Source organism: Bacillus spizizenii TU-B-10 (assembly GCF_000227465.1).
GTDB lineage: Bacteria > Bacillota > Bacilli > Bacillales > Bacillaceae > Bacillus > Bacillus spizizenii.
Genome location: NC_016047.1, coordinates 1,047,081 through 1,064,877 on the forward strand (window position 1 = coordinate 1,047,081; position 17,797 = coordinate 1,064,877).

Consider the following 17,797-nt stretch of genomic DNA (forward strand, 5'->3'; position numbering starts at 1 on the left):
TACTGTGCCCTTAGTGTACAACAAAAAACAGTCTAAAGAAAAGCGGGGCGCGAAAGACTGGGGAGAAACACATATGAATGTACTTGAAGACAAATTAAAACAAAAAGACATACAGCGATTTCGCGATGATTTAATCTCATGGTTCGAACGGGAGCAGCGCGTTCTGCCGTGGAGGGAGGACCAAGATCCATACAAAGTGTGGGTATCTGAAGTGATGCTGCAGCAAACGAGAGTAGAGACAGTGATTCCTTACTTTCTGCGGTTTGTGGAACAATTCCCGACAGTGGAAGCGCTCGCTGATGCTGATGAAGAAAAAGTGCTGAAAGCATGGGAGGGGCTCGGCTATTATTCGCGAGTCAGAAACCTGCAAAGCGCGGTAAAAGAAGTGAAACAGGAGTACGGCGGCATTGTCCCTTCAGAAGAGAAAGAGTTTGGCGGCTTAAAAGGTGTCGGCCCTTATACAAAGGGAGCTGTGCTGAGCATTGCCTATAATAAACCGATTCCCGCGGTTGACGGAAATGTAATGCGTGTCATGTCCAGAATTCTTTCCATTTGGGATGATATCGCCAAACCGAAAGCAAGAACGATCTTTGAAGACGCAGTCCGTGCATTTATTTCCAAAGAAAAACCTTCAGAGTTCAATCAAGGCCTGATGGAGCTTGGAGCCTTGATCTGTACGCCAAAATCACCTTCATGCCTGCTATGCCCTGTTCAGAAGCATTGCTCAGCATTTGAAGAAGGCACTGAACGGGAGCTTCCGGTAAAAAGCAAAAAGAAAAAGCCCGGGATCAAAACAATGGCCGCGATCGTACTGACTGATGAAGATGGACAAGTGTATATACACAAACGGCCGTCAAAAGGTTTGCTCGCTAACCTGTGGGAATTCCCTAATCTTGAAACACAAAAAGGGATCAAAACCGAGCGTGAACAGCTCACTGCATTTTTAGAGAACGAATGCGGGATACAAGCTGATATCAGTGATCTGCAAGGTGTAGTTGAGCACGTTTTCACCCACCTGGTATGGAATATTTCTGTGTTTTTCGGTAAAGTAAAACAAGTGTCGGATACCTCAGAGCTGAAAAAAGTAACGAAGGAAGAACTCGAACAATTTGCGTTCCCGGTATCACATCAAAAAATCTGGAAGATGGCAGTGGAAGCAGCCGCATACTCGGCTGCTCCGTAAACAATTGTTAATCGTAGGAGACGCGCGTGCCGTGGCTGTAGTCCGCTTCATTGCGCTTCATTCCGCCGCGCGCTTCAATTTCTTGCGTTAATTCACGGTATTTTGATTGGCCTTCTTCGTTCAAATAAGGCATAATTTGCTGAAAGGCATGATGAAAATAGGCGAGTTCACTGTTTTTCCAATCTTCTTTGGAAACCATGTTTAATTCGCTCATATCACGTCCGACATACATAACAGAAGACCCCCTTTTAAGTTCTTACCATTATTGTTTGTGGAAATAAAAGAACTATACGCTACAAGGAGATGAGGAAAAATGGAACAAAATAAATGCGCACTCGTAACAGGGAGCAGCCGCGGTGTCGGAAAAGCGGCCGCGATCAGACTTGCTGAGAACGGCTATAACATTGTTATTAACTATGCACGAAGCAAAAAAGCCGCTTTAGAAACAGCGGAGGAAATCGAAAAGCTTGGCGTCAAAGTGCTTGTTGTAAAAGCAAACGTAGGACAGCCGGCAAAAATCAAAGAAATGTTTCAGCAAATTGATGAAACGTTCGGCAGACTTGATGTTTTTGTTAATAATGCCGCTTCAGGCGTTCTGAGACCTGTCATGGAACTAGAAGAAACTCACTGGGACTGGACGATGAACATTAATGCGAAAGCATTGCTTTTCTGTGCTCAGGAAGCGGCCAAGCTAATGGAAAAGAACGGAGGCGGGCATATCGTCAGCATCAGTTCATTAGGTTCGATCCGCTACCTTGAAAACTACACCACGGTTGGTGTATCAAAAGCGGCGTTAGAGGCTTTAACCCGTTATCTTGCGGTTGAGCTCTCATCAAAACAAATTATCGTCAATGCCGTATCAGGCGGAGCGATTGACACAGATGCGCTCAAACACTTCCCGAACAGAGAGGATCTGCTTGAGGATGCGCGTCAAAACACGCCTGCAGGACGCATGGTCGAAATTAAAGACATGGTTGATACTGTTGAATTTCTAGTCTCTTCCAAGGCTGACATGATCCGCGGACAGACAATAATCGTTGACGGCGGACGCTCACTGCTCGTTTAAAAATTTTTAAAAAAGAGGAATAGCTATACGATCACCTGCACATTCTAATGACCGTGGAGGTGATAACAATGGCTAACTCAAACAATTTCAGCAAAACAAACGCACAACAAGTTAGAAAACAAAACCAACAATCAGCTGCTGGTCAAGGTCAATTCGGCACTGAATTTGCTAGCGAAACAAACGCTCAGCAAGTCAGAAAACAAAACCAGCAATCAGCTGCTGGCCAACAAGGTCAATTCGGCACTGAATTCGCTAGTGAAACTGACGCACAGCAGGTAAGACAGCAAAACCAATCTGCTGAACAAAACAAACAACAAAACAGCTAATCACTGAAACAGAAAAAAGCACTTCATCTTCGGGTGGAAGTGCTTTTTTTTTGTTTGTAAAACGACAAAACTTGTGAAAGGTCTACAGAATGAGTCAAAGGGTTTGCTGTATTGGGATCGAAATGATAAAAGGAGGAAACGTTTATACTTTCACCAGGCTGAAGGAGGAACCGATGACGGAATTTGAAAAGCTGGTAAGCGAACAGATGAAAACGATGGATAAGCTTCTCGATCTCCAATCAGAGCTCGACCGCTGCAAACAAATTGAAGCAGAACTCCGGCATTTGGAAAGGGATGCAAGGCTGCGCGGTATTCAGGATGAAATTGCGGTAAAACGGAAACATCTTGCCGATATACAGGATATGTTTCAAAAGCAGACAGAGCAGGTGATTCGTTCTTATCGCAGCTCAGAAAAGCCGTCTTCCTTTGTGTAGAGCAGGAATGTGCCATTCCCCGGCCGGAATGGCTCTTTTATTTTCATTTTTCAATTTGTAACGTTATAATAGGTAAAAGACGTTGTCGGTAAGCAAATTTGGACATACTAACTGTAGGGCTTTATAGAAAGTAGGGGAGAAATATGGGTTATCCCAAGGAAGGAGAAACCATTCAAATTCACAGCTATAAGCATAACGGGCTGATTCATAGAATTTGGAATGAGACAACAATCTTAAAAAGTACAGAAATGTGTGTCATCGGAGCCAATGACCGGACGATGGTAACCGAATCAGACGGCCGGACATGGATAACCAGAGAGCCCGCAATCTGTTATTTTCACGCAAGACAATGGTTTAATGTCATCGGGATGCTGAGGGAAGACGGGGTTCATTACTATTGCAACATCAGTTCTCCGTTTGCCTATGATGGCGAAGCAATTAAATATATTGATTATGACCTAGATGTTAAGGTTTTTCCTGACATGACCTACAATATTCTCGATGAAGACGAATATGATGATCATCGGAAAGCCATGAATTATCCAAAAGAAATCGACAGTATTTTAAGAGACTACTTAAACACGCTGCTCCATTGGATTCACCAGCGTCAGGGACCGTTTGCGCCCGAGTTTGTCGATATGTGGTATGAACGGTATTTGCGCTATACAAAATAATGGTTACGTAAAAACCTGTTGCGGGGTACAACAGGTTTTTCACATGGGCTCACACACATCATGGTAAAGAGAGAGGGGGAATCAACGTGGGGGTTATGAAACGCTACATGCAATTCGTCAAACCTTATAAGAAGCAAATTTTCGTTACAGTGTTAATCGGGATCGTAAAATTCTCCATTCCGCTTGCTCTCCCATTGCTTCTGAAGTACGTAGTTGACGACATTATTCAAGGAGGCGGCACAGCCAGTGACAAAACAACGTCATTGTTCACCATTATGGCGATTATGTTCGCCTTATTTTTAATTTTACGCCCGCCTGTTGAATACTATAGGCAATATTTTGCCCAGTGGACAGCCAGCAAGGTACTCTACGATATAAGAGCCAAGCTGTTTGACCATATACAGAAATTGAGCCTTCGTTTTTATGCGAATACAAGAACAGGGGAAGTCATTTCCCGAGTGATCAATGATGTGGAACAAACAAAGGATTTTGTCATCACAGGCCTGATGAATATTTGGCTTGATATGCTGACGATTTTGATTGTGATCTCTATCATGCTGACACTGGACATTAAATTAACGCTGATCTCTATCGTTTTATTCCCATTATACGGCATATCAGTGAAGTATTTTTACGGCCGTTTAAGAAAGCTGACAAGGGAGCGATCGCAGGCGCTAGCTCAAGTGCAGGGACATTTGCACGAGCGCATTCAAGGCATGCCGGTCATCAGAAGCTTTGCGATAGAAGATCATGAACAGGCTAATTTTAATGAGAAAAACAGCCATTTCTTAGATAAAGCCATCAGCCACACGAATTGGAATGCCAAAACCTTTGCGGTCGTTAATACCATTACAGATTTGGCGCCGCTCATCGTCATTGCGTGTGCCGGCTATTTTGTCATTAATGGACCGCTGACAGTCGGAACAATGGTCGCGTTTGTCGGATATATTGACAGAATGTACAACCCTGTGAGAAGGCTGATCAATTCCTCTACAACATTGACACAATCAATCGCATCAATGGACAGGGTGTTTGAATTTATTGACGAGCCATATGAACTCACTGACAAACCAAATGCCATTAAAGCTGACCAGATCCGTGGAGGAGTGGAATTTCAAAACGTTTCGTTTCAATATGAAAAGGAAAAAGAAAACATTCTCCATGATGTCTCTTTAAAAGTAAATAGAGGAGAAACCGTAGCTCTTGTCGGCATGAGCGGAGGAGGTAAATCAACGCTCGTCAGCCTGATCCCGAGATTTTATGATGTGACTAGCGGCAGACTGCTGATTGACGGAACTGATATTCGCGATTATGAGGCGAGAAGCCTTCGCAACCAGGTTGGCATGGTGCTTCAGGATACCTTTTTATTCAGTGAGACGATTCGGGAAAATATCGCAATCGGCAAACCTGATGCACCCCTTGAAGAGATTATTGAAGCTGCCAAAGCTGCCAATGCCCATGAATTTATTATGAGTTTTTCAGAAGGGTATGAGACCCGGGTGGGAGAAAGAGGCGTTAAGCTGTCAGGCGGACAAAAGCAGCGGATCTCAATCGCGCGGGTATTTCTGAAAAATCCGCCGCTCCTTATTTTAGATGAAGCGACATCAGCTCTTGATCTGGAAAGTGAGCATTATATTCAAGAAGCGATGGACAAACTGGCGAAGGACAGAACAACTTTTGTTGTCGCCCACCGTTTATCGACGATCACACATGCGGATAAGATTGTCGTCATGGAAAACGGTACAATCATCGAAATCGGAACTCATGATGAACTCATGGACTATGACAGTCAATACAAGCACTTATTTACCATTCAAAATTTGAGCTGAACATCAATCTTATATCCTTTTAACGAAGGATATAAGATTTTTTTGTATATAAAAAACCCGGCTGGTTAACCGGGTTACTCTTCTGTTTCTATTTCGCAGTCTTTCGGATGATACGTTTGAAAACTTGTGATGAGTGTTTCTAAATGTTCGAGCTGCTCGCGGTATTCTACGGCACTTGCCATAATATTGAGCATGTTGTAATCAATAAGCTCATCATCCGTGTTTTGCTGATTTTTTAAAAATGACTTTGTTAAAAGTTGCTTATATCGAATGCCTTCTTCATCCGCGTCATCATGCGGCTTGATTTTGCCGACAAACCTCATCAAAATCAGTTCATGCCAGTAAAGCAGGTAATCAAGCTCTTCAGTCAGTGTTTCCTGAAACTCTTCCGGCATATGATAGATCTCGTTTTCCAGACGATGCAGCTTCTTCAATGTATCAAGCGCCCGATTTGCAGTAATAATGGCCTGTCTGAACAGGACAAGCTTTCTTGATTTCACATAAGTCGTTTTCTTAAAGTAACTTCTTTCTTCTTTATATAGAAGATATGTCTGATCAAGCTTGATCATTTTTTCTTTCAGTTTTTCAATATCCTCTTTCAAAATCGAATGCTCTGTTGACTGCCGCATGGACAATCTGATCCACTTCATAATTTCTTCGGTGTTTTCGACGGTATTATGAATCAGCTTTGTTTCGTACTTAGGAGGCAAAAACACAAGGTTGACGATAAAGGAAGAAAGCACCCCTAAGATGACTGTGCTTGTTCTGATCAGCGCGAACATTAAAAAGTCGTCACCGGCAGATTCTAATATCGCAATGACTGTTACAAGAGCAATTGAAATTGTATGTTCAATTTTAAGTTTCAGCATGATTGTAATGACAATAACTGCTGTTAACCCGATCATAATCGGGCTGGGTCCGAAAATAAGGCCGAACACTGTGGCAATCACAGCTCCGATGATATTTGCCTGAACCTGGTCAATAATAATGAGAAAAGAGCGGTAAATCGACGGCTGGATCGCAAATATCGCTGCAATTCCAGCGAAAATCGGCGCGGGAAGCCCGATCCACGAAGCCAAATAAAGGGCAAGTGTAATCGCAATCCCGGTTTTGAAAATGCGGGCACCAAGTTTCATTGGTTTGTGCGTGCATTCCTTTCTATAGTAAATTGTGTGACATAGCAAATGGCTAATCCTTAAAATTCCCGGTTAGTTTATTTGCTAAACAATTAAGTAATATACAGGGATCAATACAAATATTCAAGCTATTTTTCTAGAAAAAGACCAAAATCTTACACGTTATTTGAATCCATAAAAAAACAGGAGCTCAATGCTCCTGTCCAAGGTGTCAAATTCTAGTTTTTAAGATGTTTAAAAGCATCCTCGACCGCTGCGAGCGTGTCTTTAATATCTTGCTCTGTATGTGCTGTTGTAATAAACCAGGCTTCATATTTAGAAGGTGCTAAATTAATTCCGCGTTCCAGCATCAACTTGAAAAACGTAGCGAATGTTTTTCCGTCACTGCGTTCAGCCTGCTCGTAATTTTCGACTTTCTCATCAGAGAAATAAACCGTGAGTGCGCCTTTTAAGCGGTTGACAGTAATCGTGATGCCGTGTGTTTCTGCGTGCTGTAAAATGCCTTCCTCCAGCATAGCGCCAAGGTGATCAAGCTTTTCATACACGCCTTCCTCTTTGAGCACTTCCAGGCAAGCGATGCCTGATAGGATGGAAGCGGGGTTCCCGGCCATTGTTCCGGCCTGATAAGCCGGTCCAAGCGGGGCTACCTGCTCCATGATTTCTTTTTTGCCGCCATAGGCGCCAATCGGAAGTCCGCCGCCGATAATTTTTCCGAGTGCTGTTAAATCCGGTTTCACCTGTAACAGATCCTGCGCGCCGCCATACATAAAGCGGAAAGCCGTAATGACTTCATCGTAAATAACGAGAGCGCCCGCATCGTGTGTCAGTTCATTTACTTTTTCCAAGAAGCCCTCTTTCGGCTCAACAATTCCGAAGTTGCCGACAATCGGCTCGACGAGAACCGCCGCGATTTCACTGCCCCATTTATCAAGGGCCGCTTTATAGCTTTCAATATCATTAAATGGAACTGTGATCACTTCGTTTGCAATGCTTTTTGGTACACCGGCTGAGTCTGGTGTGCCAAGAGTAGATGGGCCGGAACCGGCGGCGACAAGCACAAGATCCGAATGTCCGTGGTAACAGCCTGCAAATTTAATGATTTTTGTCCGGCCTGTATATGCGCGAGCCACGCGGATAGTCGTCATAACAGCTTCTGTTCCCGAATTGACGAATCTTACTTTGTCCATAGCAGGAATGGCTTCTTTGAGCATCTTTGCAAATGTAACCTCATGTTTTGTCGGTGTTCCATACAATACGCCGTTCTCTGCTGCATTTTTAATCGCTTCTGTAATATGCGGGTGGGCATGTCCGGTAATGATCGGACCGTAAGCCGCTAAATAATCGATGTATTTGTTGCCGTCCACATCCCAAAAATAAGCGCCGTTTGCTTTTTCCATTGCGACGGGAGAACCGCCGCCGACTGCTTTATATGATCTAGACGGGCTGTTTACACCGCCGACAATGTGTTCTAATGCCTCATTGTGAAGTTCAATTGATTTTGTATGCAAGAATAAAAACCTCCTATATCTCCATGCGTCCTTTCTATTGTAGCATGCTTCCGAACAAGAACAATGGATTCGGTCTTAAGATGCAAGGGACGACGGTTGTAATCTGGACAAGAATTGGATACGCTTAATAAAAAAACATCCGGAGGTAACGTAATGACTATAGAAATCGGACAAAAAGCACCTGATCTTGAGTTAAAAGGCGATCATGGGGAAACAGTAACTTTATCGGATTATAAAGGAAAGTATATCGTGCTTTACTTTTATCCAAAAGACATGACACCGGGATGCACAACTGAAGCATGCGATTTTCGGGACAGCCATGAAAGCTTCGCTGAACTGGATGCCGTTATTATCGGCGTCAGCCCCGACAGCCAGGAAAAACACGGAAAATTTAAAGAGAAGCATAACCTTCCTTTTCTGCTTCTTGTTGATGACGAACATAAGCTGGCGGAAGCGTTTGATGTATGGAAGCTGAAGAAAAACTTCGGGAAAGAATATATGGGGATTGAGCGCTCCACTTTTTTAATTGATAAAGAAGGCCGGCTCGTTAAAGAATGGAGAAAGGTAAAAGTGAAAGACCATGTAGCCGAAGCGCTTCAAACGCTCAAAGATATGTCGGAAAAGTAAATGCGTCTATCAGCCTCAAATGATATGCTTACTTTTACCCTGATATCAATTGACAAATTATCGTAGAAAGAGTTACACTAATTATAAACATTACAATGTAAGAATTTTTTTTAGAAGAGAGGTGCATGACGGATGGCTGCACATGAACTAAAAGAAGCCTTAGAAACGTTGAAGGAAACCGGAGTTCGCATTACTCCTCAACGTCATGCGATTCTGGAATATCTCGTTAACTCTATGGCTCATCCAACAGCGGACGATATATATAAAGCTCTGGAAGGGAAATTTCCTAACATGAGCGTAGCGACGGTATATAACAATTTGCGTGTGTTCCGGGAATCCGGTTTGGTAAAAGAGCTCACATACGGTGATGCTTCCAGCAGATTCGATTTTGTCACATCCGATCACTATCACGCGATTTGTGAAAACTGCGGTAAAATTGTGGACTTCCATTACCCGGGCCTTGACGAAGTGGAGCAGCTCGCTGCCCATGTCACGGGCTTTAAAGTAAGCCACCACCGTTTAGAAATTTACGGCGTCTGCCAAGAGTGTTCGAAAAAAGAAAACCATTAAAAATAAGCTGACCGCACGAAACGGTCAGCTTATTTTATTTGGACATTTTCTTTTTATTATAAGATTCATCAAATTCTTTTCCTTCTAAGCCTTTATCTAAAGTCAGCGGCTCTCTGCAATGCATGCACATATCTACTCTTCCCAAAACCTTTGTCTCTTTTTCACAGCCCGGACATATGACGCGAACCGCTTTGGTTGAAAGCATTCCGATCCAAAAGTAAACAACCGTGCTGAGACCGATGGATAAAAGCCCAAGTATCATAAACAAACTAGATAGCAAAACTGACTCTTTGAAAAAGATACCGATGTACATAATGATAAACCCAACGAAAACCAAACTTAACGCAAATGTTCTGATTTTATTAATTTTGCTGGAGTATTTCGCCATGTCCATCCCCCTCTGATTTAACTATAGCACAAACCCAATGGGATTTTCTTCATGTTTTCGGTTGAACTGGAATTTATATATGGAGACTTACTGTGAATTTGTTTATAATAGTTCAATGTGTTTAGAAAAAGAGGGATTTCGTTTTGACCATAGAATTGAATCAAATAGAGAATAAAAAATTTTGAACAATTGCATTGGAGGAATAGTGATGGATAATCTTCTCCGTCCAATTTACCAAGAAAGAGCAAGTCATCCCAATACATTGGCTGTCATTATGATTGAGAGAAGAAACAAAACATCTTCCTTAACAGATAACTTTGATGCTGCTTTGCTGGTGATTGTAAAGGAGGCTGACGAGCCTGTTTTTATAAAGCATTATGAATTTGATCAAAAAACAGCTTCTTTGCATGTCGTAACAGATTCTCAGATTCAAGAATGGATTTTGCTCGGGACAAATAGAAGAATCATAGATTGGATTGTCAATGGCAGAGTCTTGTTTGATCGTAACGAATACATTGTCGAGCTGATTGATAGGCTCAATACATTTCCGTTTGCCGAACGCAAACTGAAGATCGGGCTCGAATACGGCAAATTAATCAGAAGATATGTTGAAGGCAAAGCTTTTTTTGAAGCCAATCAATTTTTAGATGCCTACAACGCGGTTGTTCATGCGCTGCACCATTTAGCGCGTATTGAAGTAATCGACAGGGGATTCCATCCGGAAACCACGGTATGGAGCCAAGTGCGCCAGATGGAGCCTCAAGTGTATAAATTATATTCCGAGTTGATTGAAAGCCACGAGAGCTTGGAAAAAAGACTCGAATTATTATTCTTAGCAAATGATTTTCTCATCCATTCCAAAGCTGAGATCGGTTCGGCTCATCTTTTCGAAGTAATGAATGAAAAAGACATTTGGCAATTCGGTGAGTTTCTTCAGCATCCTGACTTAAAGCACTTCACCCAAGACCTTGGCGTTATGCTTGATTACCTGACGGACAAGGGACTTATCAACGTCTGCCAGATAGAAACAAAAGGGCAGGCTGTTTATCATCGAGGATATTCTTTTAAAAAAGATATTGACTCTGATTCTTGACCGTGTTATATTATTAAACGTCGCTGATGCGCTTCTGAAAAACAAGCTCACAGCGGCGGAGAAATAAATTAAAAAAACATTTGACATAAGAAAGTCAAAATGTTATATTAATAAAGTCGCTTCGACAAGAAGTGAAAATGATCTTTGAAAACTAAACAAGACAAAACGTACCTGTTAATTCATTTTTTATAAAATCGCACAGCGATGTGCGTAGTCAGTCAAACTAAGGCCTGCACGACGCAGGTCACACAGGTGTCACCGCAGGATGCGGTGAACTTAACCTGTGATCCACTTTATCGGAGAGTTTGATCCTGGCTCAGGACGAACGCTGGCGGCGTGCCTAATACATGCAAGTCGAGCGGACAGATGGGAGCTTGCTCCCTGATGTTAGCGGCGGACGGGTGAGTAACACGTGGGTAACCTGCCTGTAAGACTGGGATAACTCCGGGAAACCGGGGCTAATACCGGATGCTTGTTTGAACCGCATGGTTCAAACATAAAAGGTGGCTTCGGCTACCACTTACAGATGGACCCGCGGCGCATTAGCTAGTTGGTGAGGTAATGGCTCACCAAGGCAACGATGCGTAGCCGACCTGAGAGGGTGATCGGCCACACTGGGACTGAGACACGGCCCAGACTCCTACGGGAGGCAGCAGTAGGGAATCTTCCGCAATGGACGAAAGTCTGACGGAGCAACGCCGCGTGAGTGATGAAGGTTTTCGGATCGTAAAGCTCTGTTGTTAGGGAAGAACAAGTACCGTTCGAATAGGGCGGTACCTTGACGGTACCTAACCAGAAAGCCACGGCTAACTACGTGCCAGCAGCCGCGGTAATACGTAGGTGGCAAGCGTTGTCCGGAATTATTGGGCGTAAAGGGCTCGCAGGCGGTTTCTTAAGTCTGATGTGAAAGCCCCCGGCTCAACCGGGGAGGGTCATTGGAAACTGGGGAACTTGAGTGCAGAAGAGGAGAGTGGAATTCCACGTGTAGCGGTGAAATGCGTAGAGATGTGGAGGAACACCAGTGGCGAAGGCGACTCTCTGGTCTGTAACTGACGCTGAGGAGCGAAAGCGTGGGGAGCGAACAGGATTAGATACCCTGGTAGTCCACGCCGTAAACGATGAGTGCTAAGTGTTAGGGGGTTTCCGCCCCTTAGTGCTGCAGCTAACGCATTAAGCACTCCGCCTGGGGAGTACGGTCGCAAGACTGAAACTCAAAGGAATTGACGGGGGCCCGCACAAGCGGTGGAGCATGTGGTTTAATTCGAAGCAACGCGAAGAACCTTACCAGGTCTTGACATCCTCTGACAATCCTAGAGATAGGACGTCCCCTTCGGGGGCAGAGTGACAGGTGGTGCATGGTTGTCGTCAGCTCGTGTCGTGAGATGTTGGGTTAAGTCCCGCAACGAGCGCAACCCTTGATCTTAGTTGCCAGCATTCAGTTGGGCACTCTAAGGTGACTGCCGGTGACAAACCGGAGGAAGGTGGGGATGACGTCAAATCATCATGCCCCTTATGACCTGGGCTACACACGTGCTACAATGGACAGAACAAAGGGCAGCGAAACCGCGAGGTTAAGCCAATCCCACAAATCTGTTCTCAGTTCGGATCGCAGTCTGCAACTCGACTGCGTGAAGCTGGAATCGCTAGTAATCGCGGATCAGCATGCCGCGGTGAATACGTTCCCGGGCCTTGTACACACCGCCCGTCACACCACGAGAGTTTGTAACACCCGAAGTCGGTGAGGTAACCTTTTAGGAGCCAGCCGCCGAAGGTGGGACAGATGATTGGGGTGAAGTCGTAACAAGGTAGCCGTATCGGAAGGTGCGGCTGGATCACCTCCTTTCTAAGGATATTTACGGAATATAAGACCTTGGGTCTTATAAACAGAACGTTCCCTGTCTTGTTTAGTTTTGAAGGATCATTCCTTCGAAACGTGTTCTTTGAAAACTAGATAACAGTAGACATCACATTCAATTAGTAAGACAAGATATCACATAGTGATTCTTTTTAACGGTTAAGTTAGAAAGGGCGCACGGTGGATGCCTTGGCACTAGGAGCCGATGAAGGACGGGACGAACACCGATATGCTTCGGGGAGCTGTAAGCAAGCTTTGATCCGGAGATTTCCGAATGGGGAAACCCACCACTCGTAATGGAGTGGTATCCATATCTGAATTCATAGGATATGAGAAGGCAGACCCGGGGAACTGAAACATCTAAGTACCCGGAGGAAGAGAAAGCAAATGCGATTCCCTGAGTAGCGGCGAGCGAAACGGGATTAGCCCAAACCAAGAGGCTTGCCTCTTGGGGTTGTAGGACACTCTGTACGGAGTTACAAAGGAACGAGGTAGATGAAGAGGTCTGGAAAGGCCCGCCATAGAAGGTAACAGCCCTGTAGTCAAAACTTCGTTCTCTCCTGAGTGGATCCTGAGTACGGCGGAACACGTGAAATTCCGTCGGAATCCGGGAGGACCATCTCCCAAGGCTAAATACTCCCTAGTGACCGATAGTGAACCAGTACCGTGAGGGAAAGGTGAAAAGCACCCCGGAAGGGGAGTGAAAGAGATCCTGAAACCGTGTGCCTACAAGTAGTCAGAGCCCGTTAACGGGTGATGGCGTGCCTTTTGTAGAATGAACCGGCGAGTTACGATCCCGTGCAAGGTTAAGCAGAAGATGCGGAGCCGCAGCGAAAGCGAGTCTGAATAGGGCGCATGAGTACGTGGTCGTAGACCCGAAACCAGGTGATCTACCCATGTCCAGGGTGAAGTTCAGGTAACACTGAATGGAGGCCCGAACCCACGCACGTTGAAAAGTGCGGGGATGAGGTGTGGGTAGGGGTGAAATGCCAATCGAACCTGGAGATAGCTGGTTCTCTCCGAAATAGCTTTAGGGCTAGCCTCAAGGTAAGAGTCTTGGAGGTAGAGCACTGATTGGACTAGGGGCCCCTACCGGGTTACCGAATTCAGTCAAACTCCGAATGCCAATGACTTATCCTTGGGAGTCAGACTGCGAGTGATAAGATCCGTAGTCGAAAGGGAAACAGCCCAGACCGCCAGCTAAGGTCCCAAAGTATACGTTAAGTGGAAAAGGATGTGGAGTTGCTTAGACAACCAGGATGTTGGCTTAGAAGCAGCCACCATTTAAAGAGTGCGTAATAGCTCACTGGTCGAGTGACTCTGCGCCGAAAATGTACCGGGGCTAAACGTATCACCGAAGCTGCGGACTGTTCTTCGAACAGTGGTAGGAGAGCGTTCTAAGGGCTGTGAAGCCAGACCGGAAGGACTGGTGGAGCGCTTAGAAGTGAGAATGCCGGTATGAGTAGCGAAAGAGGGGTGAGAATCCCCTCCACCGAATGCCTAAGGTTTCCTGAGGAAGGCTCGTCCGCTCAGGGTTAGTCGGGACCTAAGCCGAGGCCGAAAGGCGTAGGCGATGGACAACAGGTTGATATTCCTGTACCACCTCCTCACCATTTGAGCAATGGGGGGACGCAGGAGGATAGGGTAAGCGCGGTATTGGATATCCGCGTCCAAGCAGTTAGGCTGGGAAATAGGCAAATCCGTTTCCCATAAGGCTGAGCTGTGATGGCGAGCGAAATTTAGTAGCGAAGTTCCTGATTCCACACTGCCAAGAAAAGCCTCTAGCGAGGTGAGAGGTGCCCGTACCGCAAACCGACACAGGTAGGCGAGGAGAGAATCCTAAGGTGATCGAGAGAACTCTCGTTAAGGAACTCGGCAAAATGACCCCGTAACTTCGGGAGAAGGGGTGCTCTGTTAGGGTGCAAGCCCGAGAGAGCCGCAGTGAATAGGCCCAGGCGACTGTTTAGCAAAAACACAGGTCTCTGCGAAGCCGTAAGGCGAAGTATAGGGGCTGACGCCTGCCCGGTGCTGGAAGGTTAAGAGGAGCGCTTAGCGTAAGCGAAGGTGCGAATTGAAGCCCCAGTAAACGGCGGCCGTAACTATAACGGTCCTAAGGTAGCGAAATTCCTTGTCGGGTAAGTTCCGACCCGCACGAAAGGCGCAACGATCTGGGCACTGTCTCAACGAGAGACTCGGTGAAATTATAGTACCTGTGAAGATGCAGGTTACCCGCGACAGGACGGAAAGACCCCGTGGAGCTTTACTGCAGCCTGATATTGAATGTTGGTACAGCTTGTACAGGATAGGTAGGAGCCTTGGAAACCGGAGCGCTAGCTTCGGTGGAGGCATCGGTGGGATACTACCCTGGCTGTATTGACCTTCTAACCCGCCGCCCTTATCGGGCGGGGAGACAGTGTCAGGTGGGCAGTTTGACTGGGGCGGTCGCCTCCTAAAAGGTAACGGAGGCGCCCAAAGGTTCCCTCAGAATGGTTGGAAATCATTCGCAGAGTGTAAAGGCACAAGGGAGCTTGACTGCGAGACCTACAAGTCGAGCAGGGACGAAAGTCGGGCTTAGTGATCCGGTGGTTCCGCATGGAAGGGCCATCGCTCAACGGATAAAAGCTACCCCGGGGATAACAGGCTTATCTCCCCCAAGAGTCCACATCGACGGGGAGGTTTGGCACCTCGATGTCGGCTCATCGCATCCTGGGGCTGTAGTCGGTCCCAAGGGTTGGGCTGTTCGCCCATTAAAGCGGTACGCGAGCTGGGTTCAGAACGTCGTGAGACAGTTCGGTCCCTATCCGTCGCGGGCGCAGGAAATTTGAGAGGAGCTGTCCTTAGTACGAGAGGACCGGGATGGACGCACCGCTGGTGTACCAGTTGTTCTGCCAAGGGCATCGCTGGGTAGCTATGTGCGGACGGGATAAGTGCTGAAAGCATCTAAGCATGAAGCCCCCCTCAAGATGAGATTTCCCATTCCGCAAGGAAGTAAGATCCCTGAAAGATGATCAGGTTGATAGGTCTGAGGTGGAAGTGTGGCGACACATGGAGCTGACAGATACTAATCGATCGAGGACTTAACCTACATTTTTGAATGATGTCACACCTGTTATCTAGTTTTGAGAGAATAAGTTTTTTCATAAAAACACTTGATTTTCTCAAGAATACATAGTATAATGTTAAATGTCACTGAAATTGTCTGGTGATGATGGCGAAGAGGTCACACCCGTTCCCATACCGAACACGGAAGTTAAGCTCTTCAGCGCCGATGGTAGTCGGGGGTTTCCCCCTGTGAGAGTAGGACATCGCCAGGCAGACTTCATTCCGCAGTAGCTCAGTGGTAGAGCTATCGGCTGTTAACCGATCGGTCGTAGGTTCGAATCCTACCTGCGGAGCCATTATTGGAGAGCTGTCCGAGTGGTCGAAGGAGCACGATTGGAAATCGTGTAGGCGGTCAACTCCGTCTCAAGGGTTCGAATCCCTTGCTCTCCGCCACTGATACTTATACATAATTACATTTGAAAGTCTGGGCCCGTTGGTCAAGCGGTTAAGACACCGCCCTTTCACGGCGGTAACACGGGTTCGAATCCCGTACGGGTCATTATATGATGGAGGATTAGCTCAGCTGGGAGAGCATCTGCCTTACAAGCAGAGGGTCGGCGGTTCGAGCCCGTCATCCTCCACCATTATCATCGCGGGGTGGAGCAGTTCGGTAGCTCGTCGGGCTCATAACCCGAAGGTCGCAGGTTCAAATCCTGCCCCCGCAACCAAATATATAAATGATATAAGAAGTGCCCGAAGGGTGCAGCCAAAATCATTTTATACAAATATGGTCCGGTAGTTCAGTTGGTTAGAATGCCTGCCTGTCACGCAGGAGGTCGCGGGTTCGAGTCCCGTCCGGACCGCCATTTAAATAATAAGGCTCGGTAGCTCAGTTGGTAGAGCAACGGACTGAAAATCCGTGTGTCGGCGGTTCGATTCCGTCCCGAGCCACCACCTATGCCGGTGTAGCTCAATTGGTAGAGCAACTGACTTGTAATCAGTAGGTTGGGGGTTCAAGTCCTCTTGCCGGCACTGTTTTTTCAAAACTTAATGTGGAGGGGTAGCGAAGTGGCTAAACGCGGCGGACTGTAAATCCGCTCCCTCAGGGTTCGGCAGTTCGAATCTGCCCCCCTCCACCATTTATAGGGGCATAGTTTAACGGTAGAACAGAGGTCTCCAAAACCTCCGGTGTGGGTTCGATTCCTACTGCCCCTGCCAAATTTATGACATCTTGAGATTATGGCGGTTGTGGCGAAGTGGTTAACGCACCAGATTGTGGCTCTGGCACTCGTGGGTTCGATTCCCATCAATCGCCCCATATTATCATTGGGCTATAGCCAAGCGGTAAGGCAACGGACTTTGACTCCGTCATGCGTTGGTTCGAATCCAGCTAGCCCAGTCTCACTTTTTATATTAATTGCATATGATGTATGAAGTCCCTTAAAAGATGCGGAAGTAGTTCAGTGGTAGAACACCACCTTGCCAAGGTGGGGGTCGCGGGTTCGAATCCCGTCTTCCGCTCCAATTACGGCGGCATAGCCAAGTGGTAAGGCAGAGGTCTGCAAAACCTTTATCCCCGGTTCGAATCCGGGTGTCGCCTTTCTTTTGCCGGGGTGGTGGAATTGGCAGACACACAGGACTTAAAATCCTGCGGTAGGTGACTACCGTGCCGGTTCAAGTCCGGCCCTCGGCACCAATTTTACTTACATGGTAAGTTGAATTGGTGTTTGTGTTTTATCATTATAACTAATCATATTAATGATCTACCTGTGTAGATCATTTTTTTATTGCTTTGATTTATGCAGCTAAGTTACGTTCCGATACGTGATCATAAAGCTGCTTGAGTTATTATGTTTAGTTAAGTCTCTTAATCCTTTTTTATTTTATATTTCCAAAAAAACTTTTTTGAAATACGTTGACACTTTGTAAGATCCATGATATATTTATATTCGTCGGTTAGATACGATGTAAAACTTGCCGGTGTGGCGGAATTGGCAGACGCGCACGACTCAAAATCGTGTTCCTTCTGGAGTGTCGGTTCGACCCCGACCACCGGTATACTGAAA

Annotated in this window: 13 protein-coding genes, 16 tRNA genes and 3 rRNA genes; 28 read left to right on the forward strand and 4 right to left on the reverse strand. The window is 46.0% G+C overall.

The genetic code is table 11. From position 1 onward, the window contains the following. The first annotated feature begins 73 nt into the window (after positions 1-73). Complete coding sequence (mutY, locus tag GYO_RS27035; RefSeq protein WP_041520895.1) at positions 74-1,183, forward strand: A/G-specific adenine glycosylase; 1,110 nt, start codon at positions 74-76, stop codon at positions 1,181-1,183. A gap of 7 nt (positions 1,184-1,190) precedes the next feature. Here the strand turns inward: mutY and yfhS are convergent, their stop codons facing one another. Further along, positions 1,191-1,415 (reverse strand): mother cell protein YfhS, encoded by a 225-nt coding sequence (gene yfhS / locus GYO_RS27040; protein ID WP_003223257.1) that lies wholly within the window; start codon positions 1,413-1,415, stop codon positions 1,191-1,193. A gap of 81 nt (positions 1,416-1,496) precedes the next feature. On the opposite strand from yfhS, the gene fabL reads away from it, so the two are divergent. The 5 genes from fabL (at position 1,497) to GYO_RS27065 (ending at position 5,512) form a co-directional block, all read left to right on the forward strand. Beyond that, positions 1,497-2,249: an enoyl-[acyl-carrier-protein] reductase FabL gene (fabL, locus tag GYO_RS27045; RefSeq protein WP_014113113.1), complete on the forward strand. Its 753-nt coding sequence runs from the start codon at positions 1,497-1,499 to the stop codon at positions 2,247-2,249. Positions 2,250-2,317: 68 nt separating this feature from the next. Then, the gene (gene sspE, locus GYO_RS27050; RefSeq protein WP_014113114.1) at positions 2,318-2,575 is read left to right on the forward strand and encodes a gamma type acid-soluble spore protein SspE; all 258 of its coding nucleotides are present in this window, start codon (positions 2,318-2,320) and stop codon (positions 2,573-2,575) included. Positions 2,576-2,748: 173 nt separating this feature from the next. Beyond that, a complete protein-coding gene (locus tag GYO_RS27055; protein WP_014113115.1) occupies positions 2,749-3,009 on the forward strand; it encodes a YgaB family protein in 261 nt (86 codons plus the stop codon). Positions 3,010-3,152: 143 nt separating this feature from the next. Continuing rightward, entirely contained in the window at positions 3,153-3,683 is a 531-nt protein-coding gene (gene ntdP / locus GYO_RS27060; RefSeq protein ID WP_003223272.1) for a nucleoside tri-diphosphate phosphatase, read from the forward strand. A gap of 86 nt (positions 3,684-3,769) precedes the next feature. Then, a complete protein-coding gene (locus GYO_RS27065) occupies positions 3,770-5,512 on the forward strand; it encodes an ABC transporter ATP-binding protein (protein ID WP_014113116.1) in 1,743 nt (580 codons plus the stop codon). Between the two features lie 74 nt (positions 5,513-5,586). On the opposite strand, the gene GYO_RS27070 is transcribed toward GYO_RS27065, so the two are convergent. Continuing rightward, positions 5,587-6,648, reverse strand: coding sequence for an aromatic acid exporter family protein (locus tag GYO_RS27070; RefSeq protein WP_014113117.1), 1,062 nt, complete (start codon positions 6,646-6,648; stop codon positions 5,587-5,589). A gap of 218 nt (positions 6,649-6,866) precedes the next feature. Continuing rightward, positions 6,867-8,156, reverse strand: coding sequence for a glutamate-1-semialdehyde 2,1-aminomutase (locus tag GYO_RS27075; RefSeq protein WP_041520896.1), 1,290 nt, complete (start codon positions 8,154-8,156; stop codon positions 6,867-6,869). A 153-nt stretch (positions 8,157-8,309) separates the two neighbouring features. Here GYO_RS27075 and bcp point away from each other — a divergent pair, with 153 nt between their 5' ends. Together bcp and perR are read left to right on the forward strand one after the other, a co-directional pair. Then, positions 8,310-8,783 (forward strand): thioredoxin-dependent thiol peroxidase, encoded by a 474-nt coding sequence (gene bcp, locus GYO_RS27080; protein ID WP_003223280.1) that lies wholly within the window; start codon positions 8,310-8,312, stop codon positions 8,781-8,783. Between the two features lie 132 nt (positions 8,784-8,915). Beyond that, positions 8,916-9,353 (forward strand): peroxide-responsive transcriptional repressor PerR, encoded by a 438-nt coding sequence (gene perR, locus GYO_RS27085; RefSeq protein WP_003223285.1) that lies wholly within the window; start codon positions 8,916-8,918, stop codon positions 9,351-9,353. Positions 9,354-9,387: 34 nt separating this feature from the next. Here perR and GYO_RS27090 read toward each other — a convergent pair whose 3' ends face one another. Continuing rightward, positions 9,388-9,741, reverse strand: a complete 354-nt coding sequence (locus GYO_RS27090; protein WP_014113119.1) for a YgzB family protein — start codon at positions 9,739-9,741, stop codon at positions 9,388-9,390. Positions 9,742-9,949: 208 nt separating this feature from the next. On the opposite strand from GYO_RS27090, the gene GYO_RS27095 reads away from it, so the two are divergent. The 20 genes from GYO_RS27095 (at position 9,950) to GYO_RS27195 (ending at position 17,789) form a co-directional block, all read left to right on the forward strand. Beyond that, the gene (locus GYO_RS27095) at positions 9,950-10,834 is read left to right on the forward strand and encodes a nucleotidyltransferase-like protein (RefSeq protein ID WP_014113120.1); all 885 of its coding nucleotides are present in this window, start codon (positions 9,950-9,952) and stop codon (positions 10,832-10,834) included. Between the two features lie 293 nt (positions 10,835-11,127). Continuing rightward, positions 11,128-12,677: ribosomal RNA gene (locus GYO_RS27105) — 16S ribosomal RNA — on the forward strand. A 169-nt stretch (positions 12,678-12,846) separates the two neighbouring features. Then, positions 12,847-15,774 (forward strand): 23S ribosomal RNA (locus GYO_RS27110). Between the two features lie 113 nt (positions 15,775-15,887). Continuing rightward, positions 15,888-16,003: ribosomal RNA gene (gene rrf, locus GYO_RS27115) — 5S ribosomal RNA — on the forward strand. The 16S, 23S and 5S rRNA genes sit together here with 16 tRNA genes alongside, the layout of an rRNA operon. A 9-nt stretch (positions 16,004-16,012) precedes the next feature. Further along, positions 16,013-16,087: transfer RNA gene (locus GYO_RS27120), tRNA-Asn, on the forward strand. Positions 16,088-16,092: 5 nt separating this feature from the next. Beyond that, positions 16,093-16,184, forward strand: a tRNA-Ser gene (locus GYO_RS27125). A 34-nt stretch (positions 16,185-16,218) separates the two neighbouring features. Further along, positions 16,219-16,290: transfer RNA gene (locus GYO_RS27130), tRNA-Glu, on the forward strand. A gap of 9 nt (positions 16,291-16,299) precedes the next feature. Continuing rightward, positions 16,300-16,375: transfer RNA gene (locus tag GYO_RS27135), tRNA-Val, on the forward strand. 7 nt (positions 16,376-16,382) lie between these two features. Continuing rightward, a tRNA-Met gene (locus GYO_RS27140) sits at positions 16,383-16,459 on the forward strand. Between the two features lie 61 nt (positions 16,460-16,520). Next, a tRNA-Asp gene (locus GYO_RS27145) sits at positions 16,521-16,597 on the forward strand. 12 nt (positions 16,598-16,609) lie between these two features. Continuing rightward, a tRNA-Phe gene (locus GYO_RS27150) sits at positions 16,610-16,685 on the forward strand. A gap of 5 nt (positions 16,686-16,690) precedes the next feature. Continuing rightward, a tRNA-Thr gene (locus tag GYO_RS27155) sits at positions 16,691-16,763 on the forward strand. A gap of 22 nt (positions 16,764-16,785) precedes the next feature. After that, positions 16,786-16,870: transfer RNA gene (locus tag GYO_RS27160), tRNA-Tyr, on the forward strand. A 5-nt stretch (positions 16,871-16,875) separates the two neighbouring features. Then, positions 16,876-16,949 (forward strand) — tRNA-Trp (locus GYO_RS27165). A 24-nt stretch (positions 16,950-16,973) separates the two neighbouring features. Next, a tRNA-His gene (locus GYO_RS27170) sits at positions 16,974-17,049 on the forward strand. A gap of 9 nt (positions 17,050-17,058) precedes the next feature. Beyond that, a tRNA-Gln gene (locus GYO_RS27175) sits at positions 17,059-17,130 on the forward strand. A 50-nt stretch (positions 17,131-17,180) separates the two neighbouring features. Next, a tRNA-Gly gene (locus GYO_RS27180) sits at positions 17,181-17,255 on the forward strand. Between the two features lie 5 nt (positions 17,256-17,260). Next, positions 17,261-17,331, forward strand: a tRNA-Cys gene (locus tag GYO_RS27185). Between the two features lie 7 nt (positions 17,332-17,338). Then, positions 17,339-17,427, forward strand: a tRNA-Leu gene (locus tag GYO_RS27190). A 280-nt stretch (positions 17,428-17,707) separates the two neighbouring features. Beyond that, positions 17,708-17,789, forward strand: a tRNA-Leu gene (locus GYO_RS27195). The last annotated feature ends 8 nt before the right edge of the window (positions 17,790-17,797 follow it).

What these genes read in the sequence shown, in the direction of transcription:
- mutY (WP_041520895.1), top strand. Translation starts at nt 74, where the DNA reads ATGAATGTACTTGAAGACAAATTAAAACAAAAAGACATACAGCGATTT.
- yfhS (WP_003223257.1), bottom strand. Translation starts at nt 1,415, where the DNA reads ATGTATGTCGGACGTGATATGAGCGAATTAAACATGGTTTCCAAAGAA.
- fabL (WP_014113113.1), top strand. Translation starts at nt 1,497, where the DNA reads ATGGAACAAAATAAATGCGCACTCGTAACAGGGAGCAGCCGCGGTGTC.
- sspE (WP_014113114.1), top strand. Translation starts at nt 2,318, where the DNA reads ATGGCTAACTCAAACAATTTCAGCAAAACAAACGCACAACAAGTTAGA.
- GYO_RS27055 (WP_014113115.1), top strand. Translation starts at nt 2,749, where the DNA reads ATGACGGAATTTGAAAAGCTGGTAAGCGAACAGATGAAAACGATGGAT.
- ntdP (WP_003223272.1), top strand. Translation starts at nt 3,153, where the DNA reads ATGGGTTATCCCAAGGAAGGAGAAACCATTCAAATTCACAGCTATAAG.
- GYO_RS27070 (WP_014113117.1), bottom strand. Translation starts at nt 6,648, where the DNA reads ATGAAACTTGGTGCCCGCATTTTCAAAACCGGGATTGCGATTACACTT.
- bcp (WP_003223280.1), top strand. Translation starts at nt 8,310, where the DNA reads ATGACTATAGAAATCGGACAAAAAGCACCTGATCTTGAGTTAAAAGGC.
- perR (WP_003223285.1), top strand. Translation starts at nt 8,916, where the DNA reads ATGGCTGCACATGAACTAAAAGAAGCCTTAGAAACGTTGAAGGAAACC.
- GYO_RS27090 (WP_014113119.1), bottom strand. Translation starts at nt 9,741, where the DNA reads ATGGCGAAATACTCCAGCAAAATTAATAAAATCAGAACATTTGCGTTA.
- GYO_RS27095 (WP_014113120.1), top strand. Translation starts at nt 9,950, where the DNA reads ATGGATAATCTTCTCCGTCCAATTTACCAAGAAAGAGCAAGTCATCCC.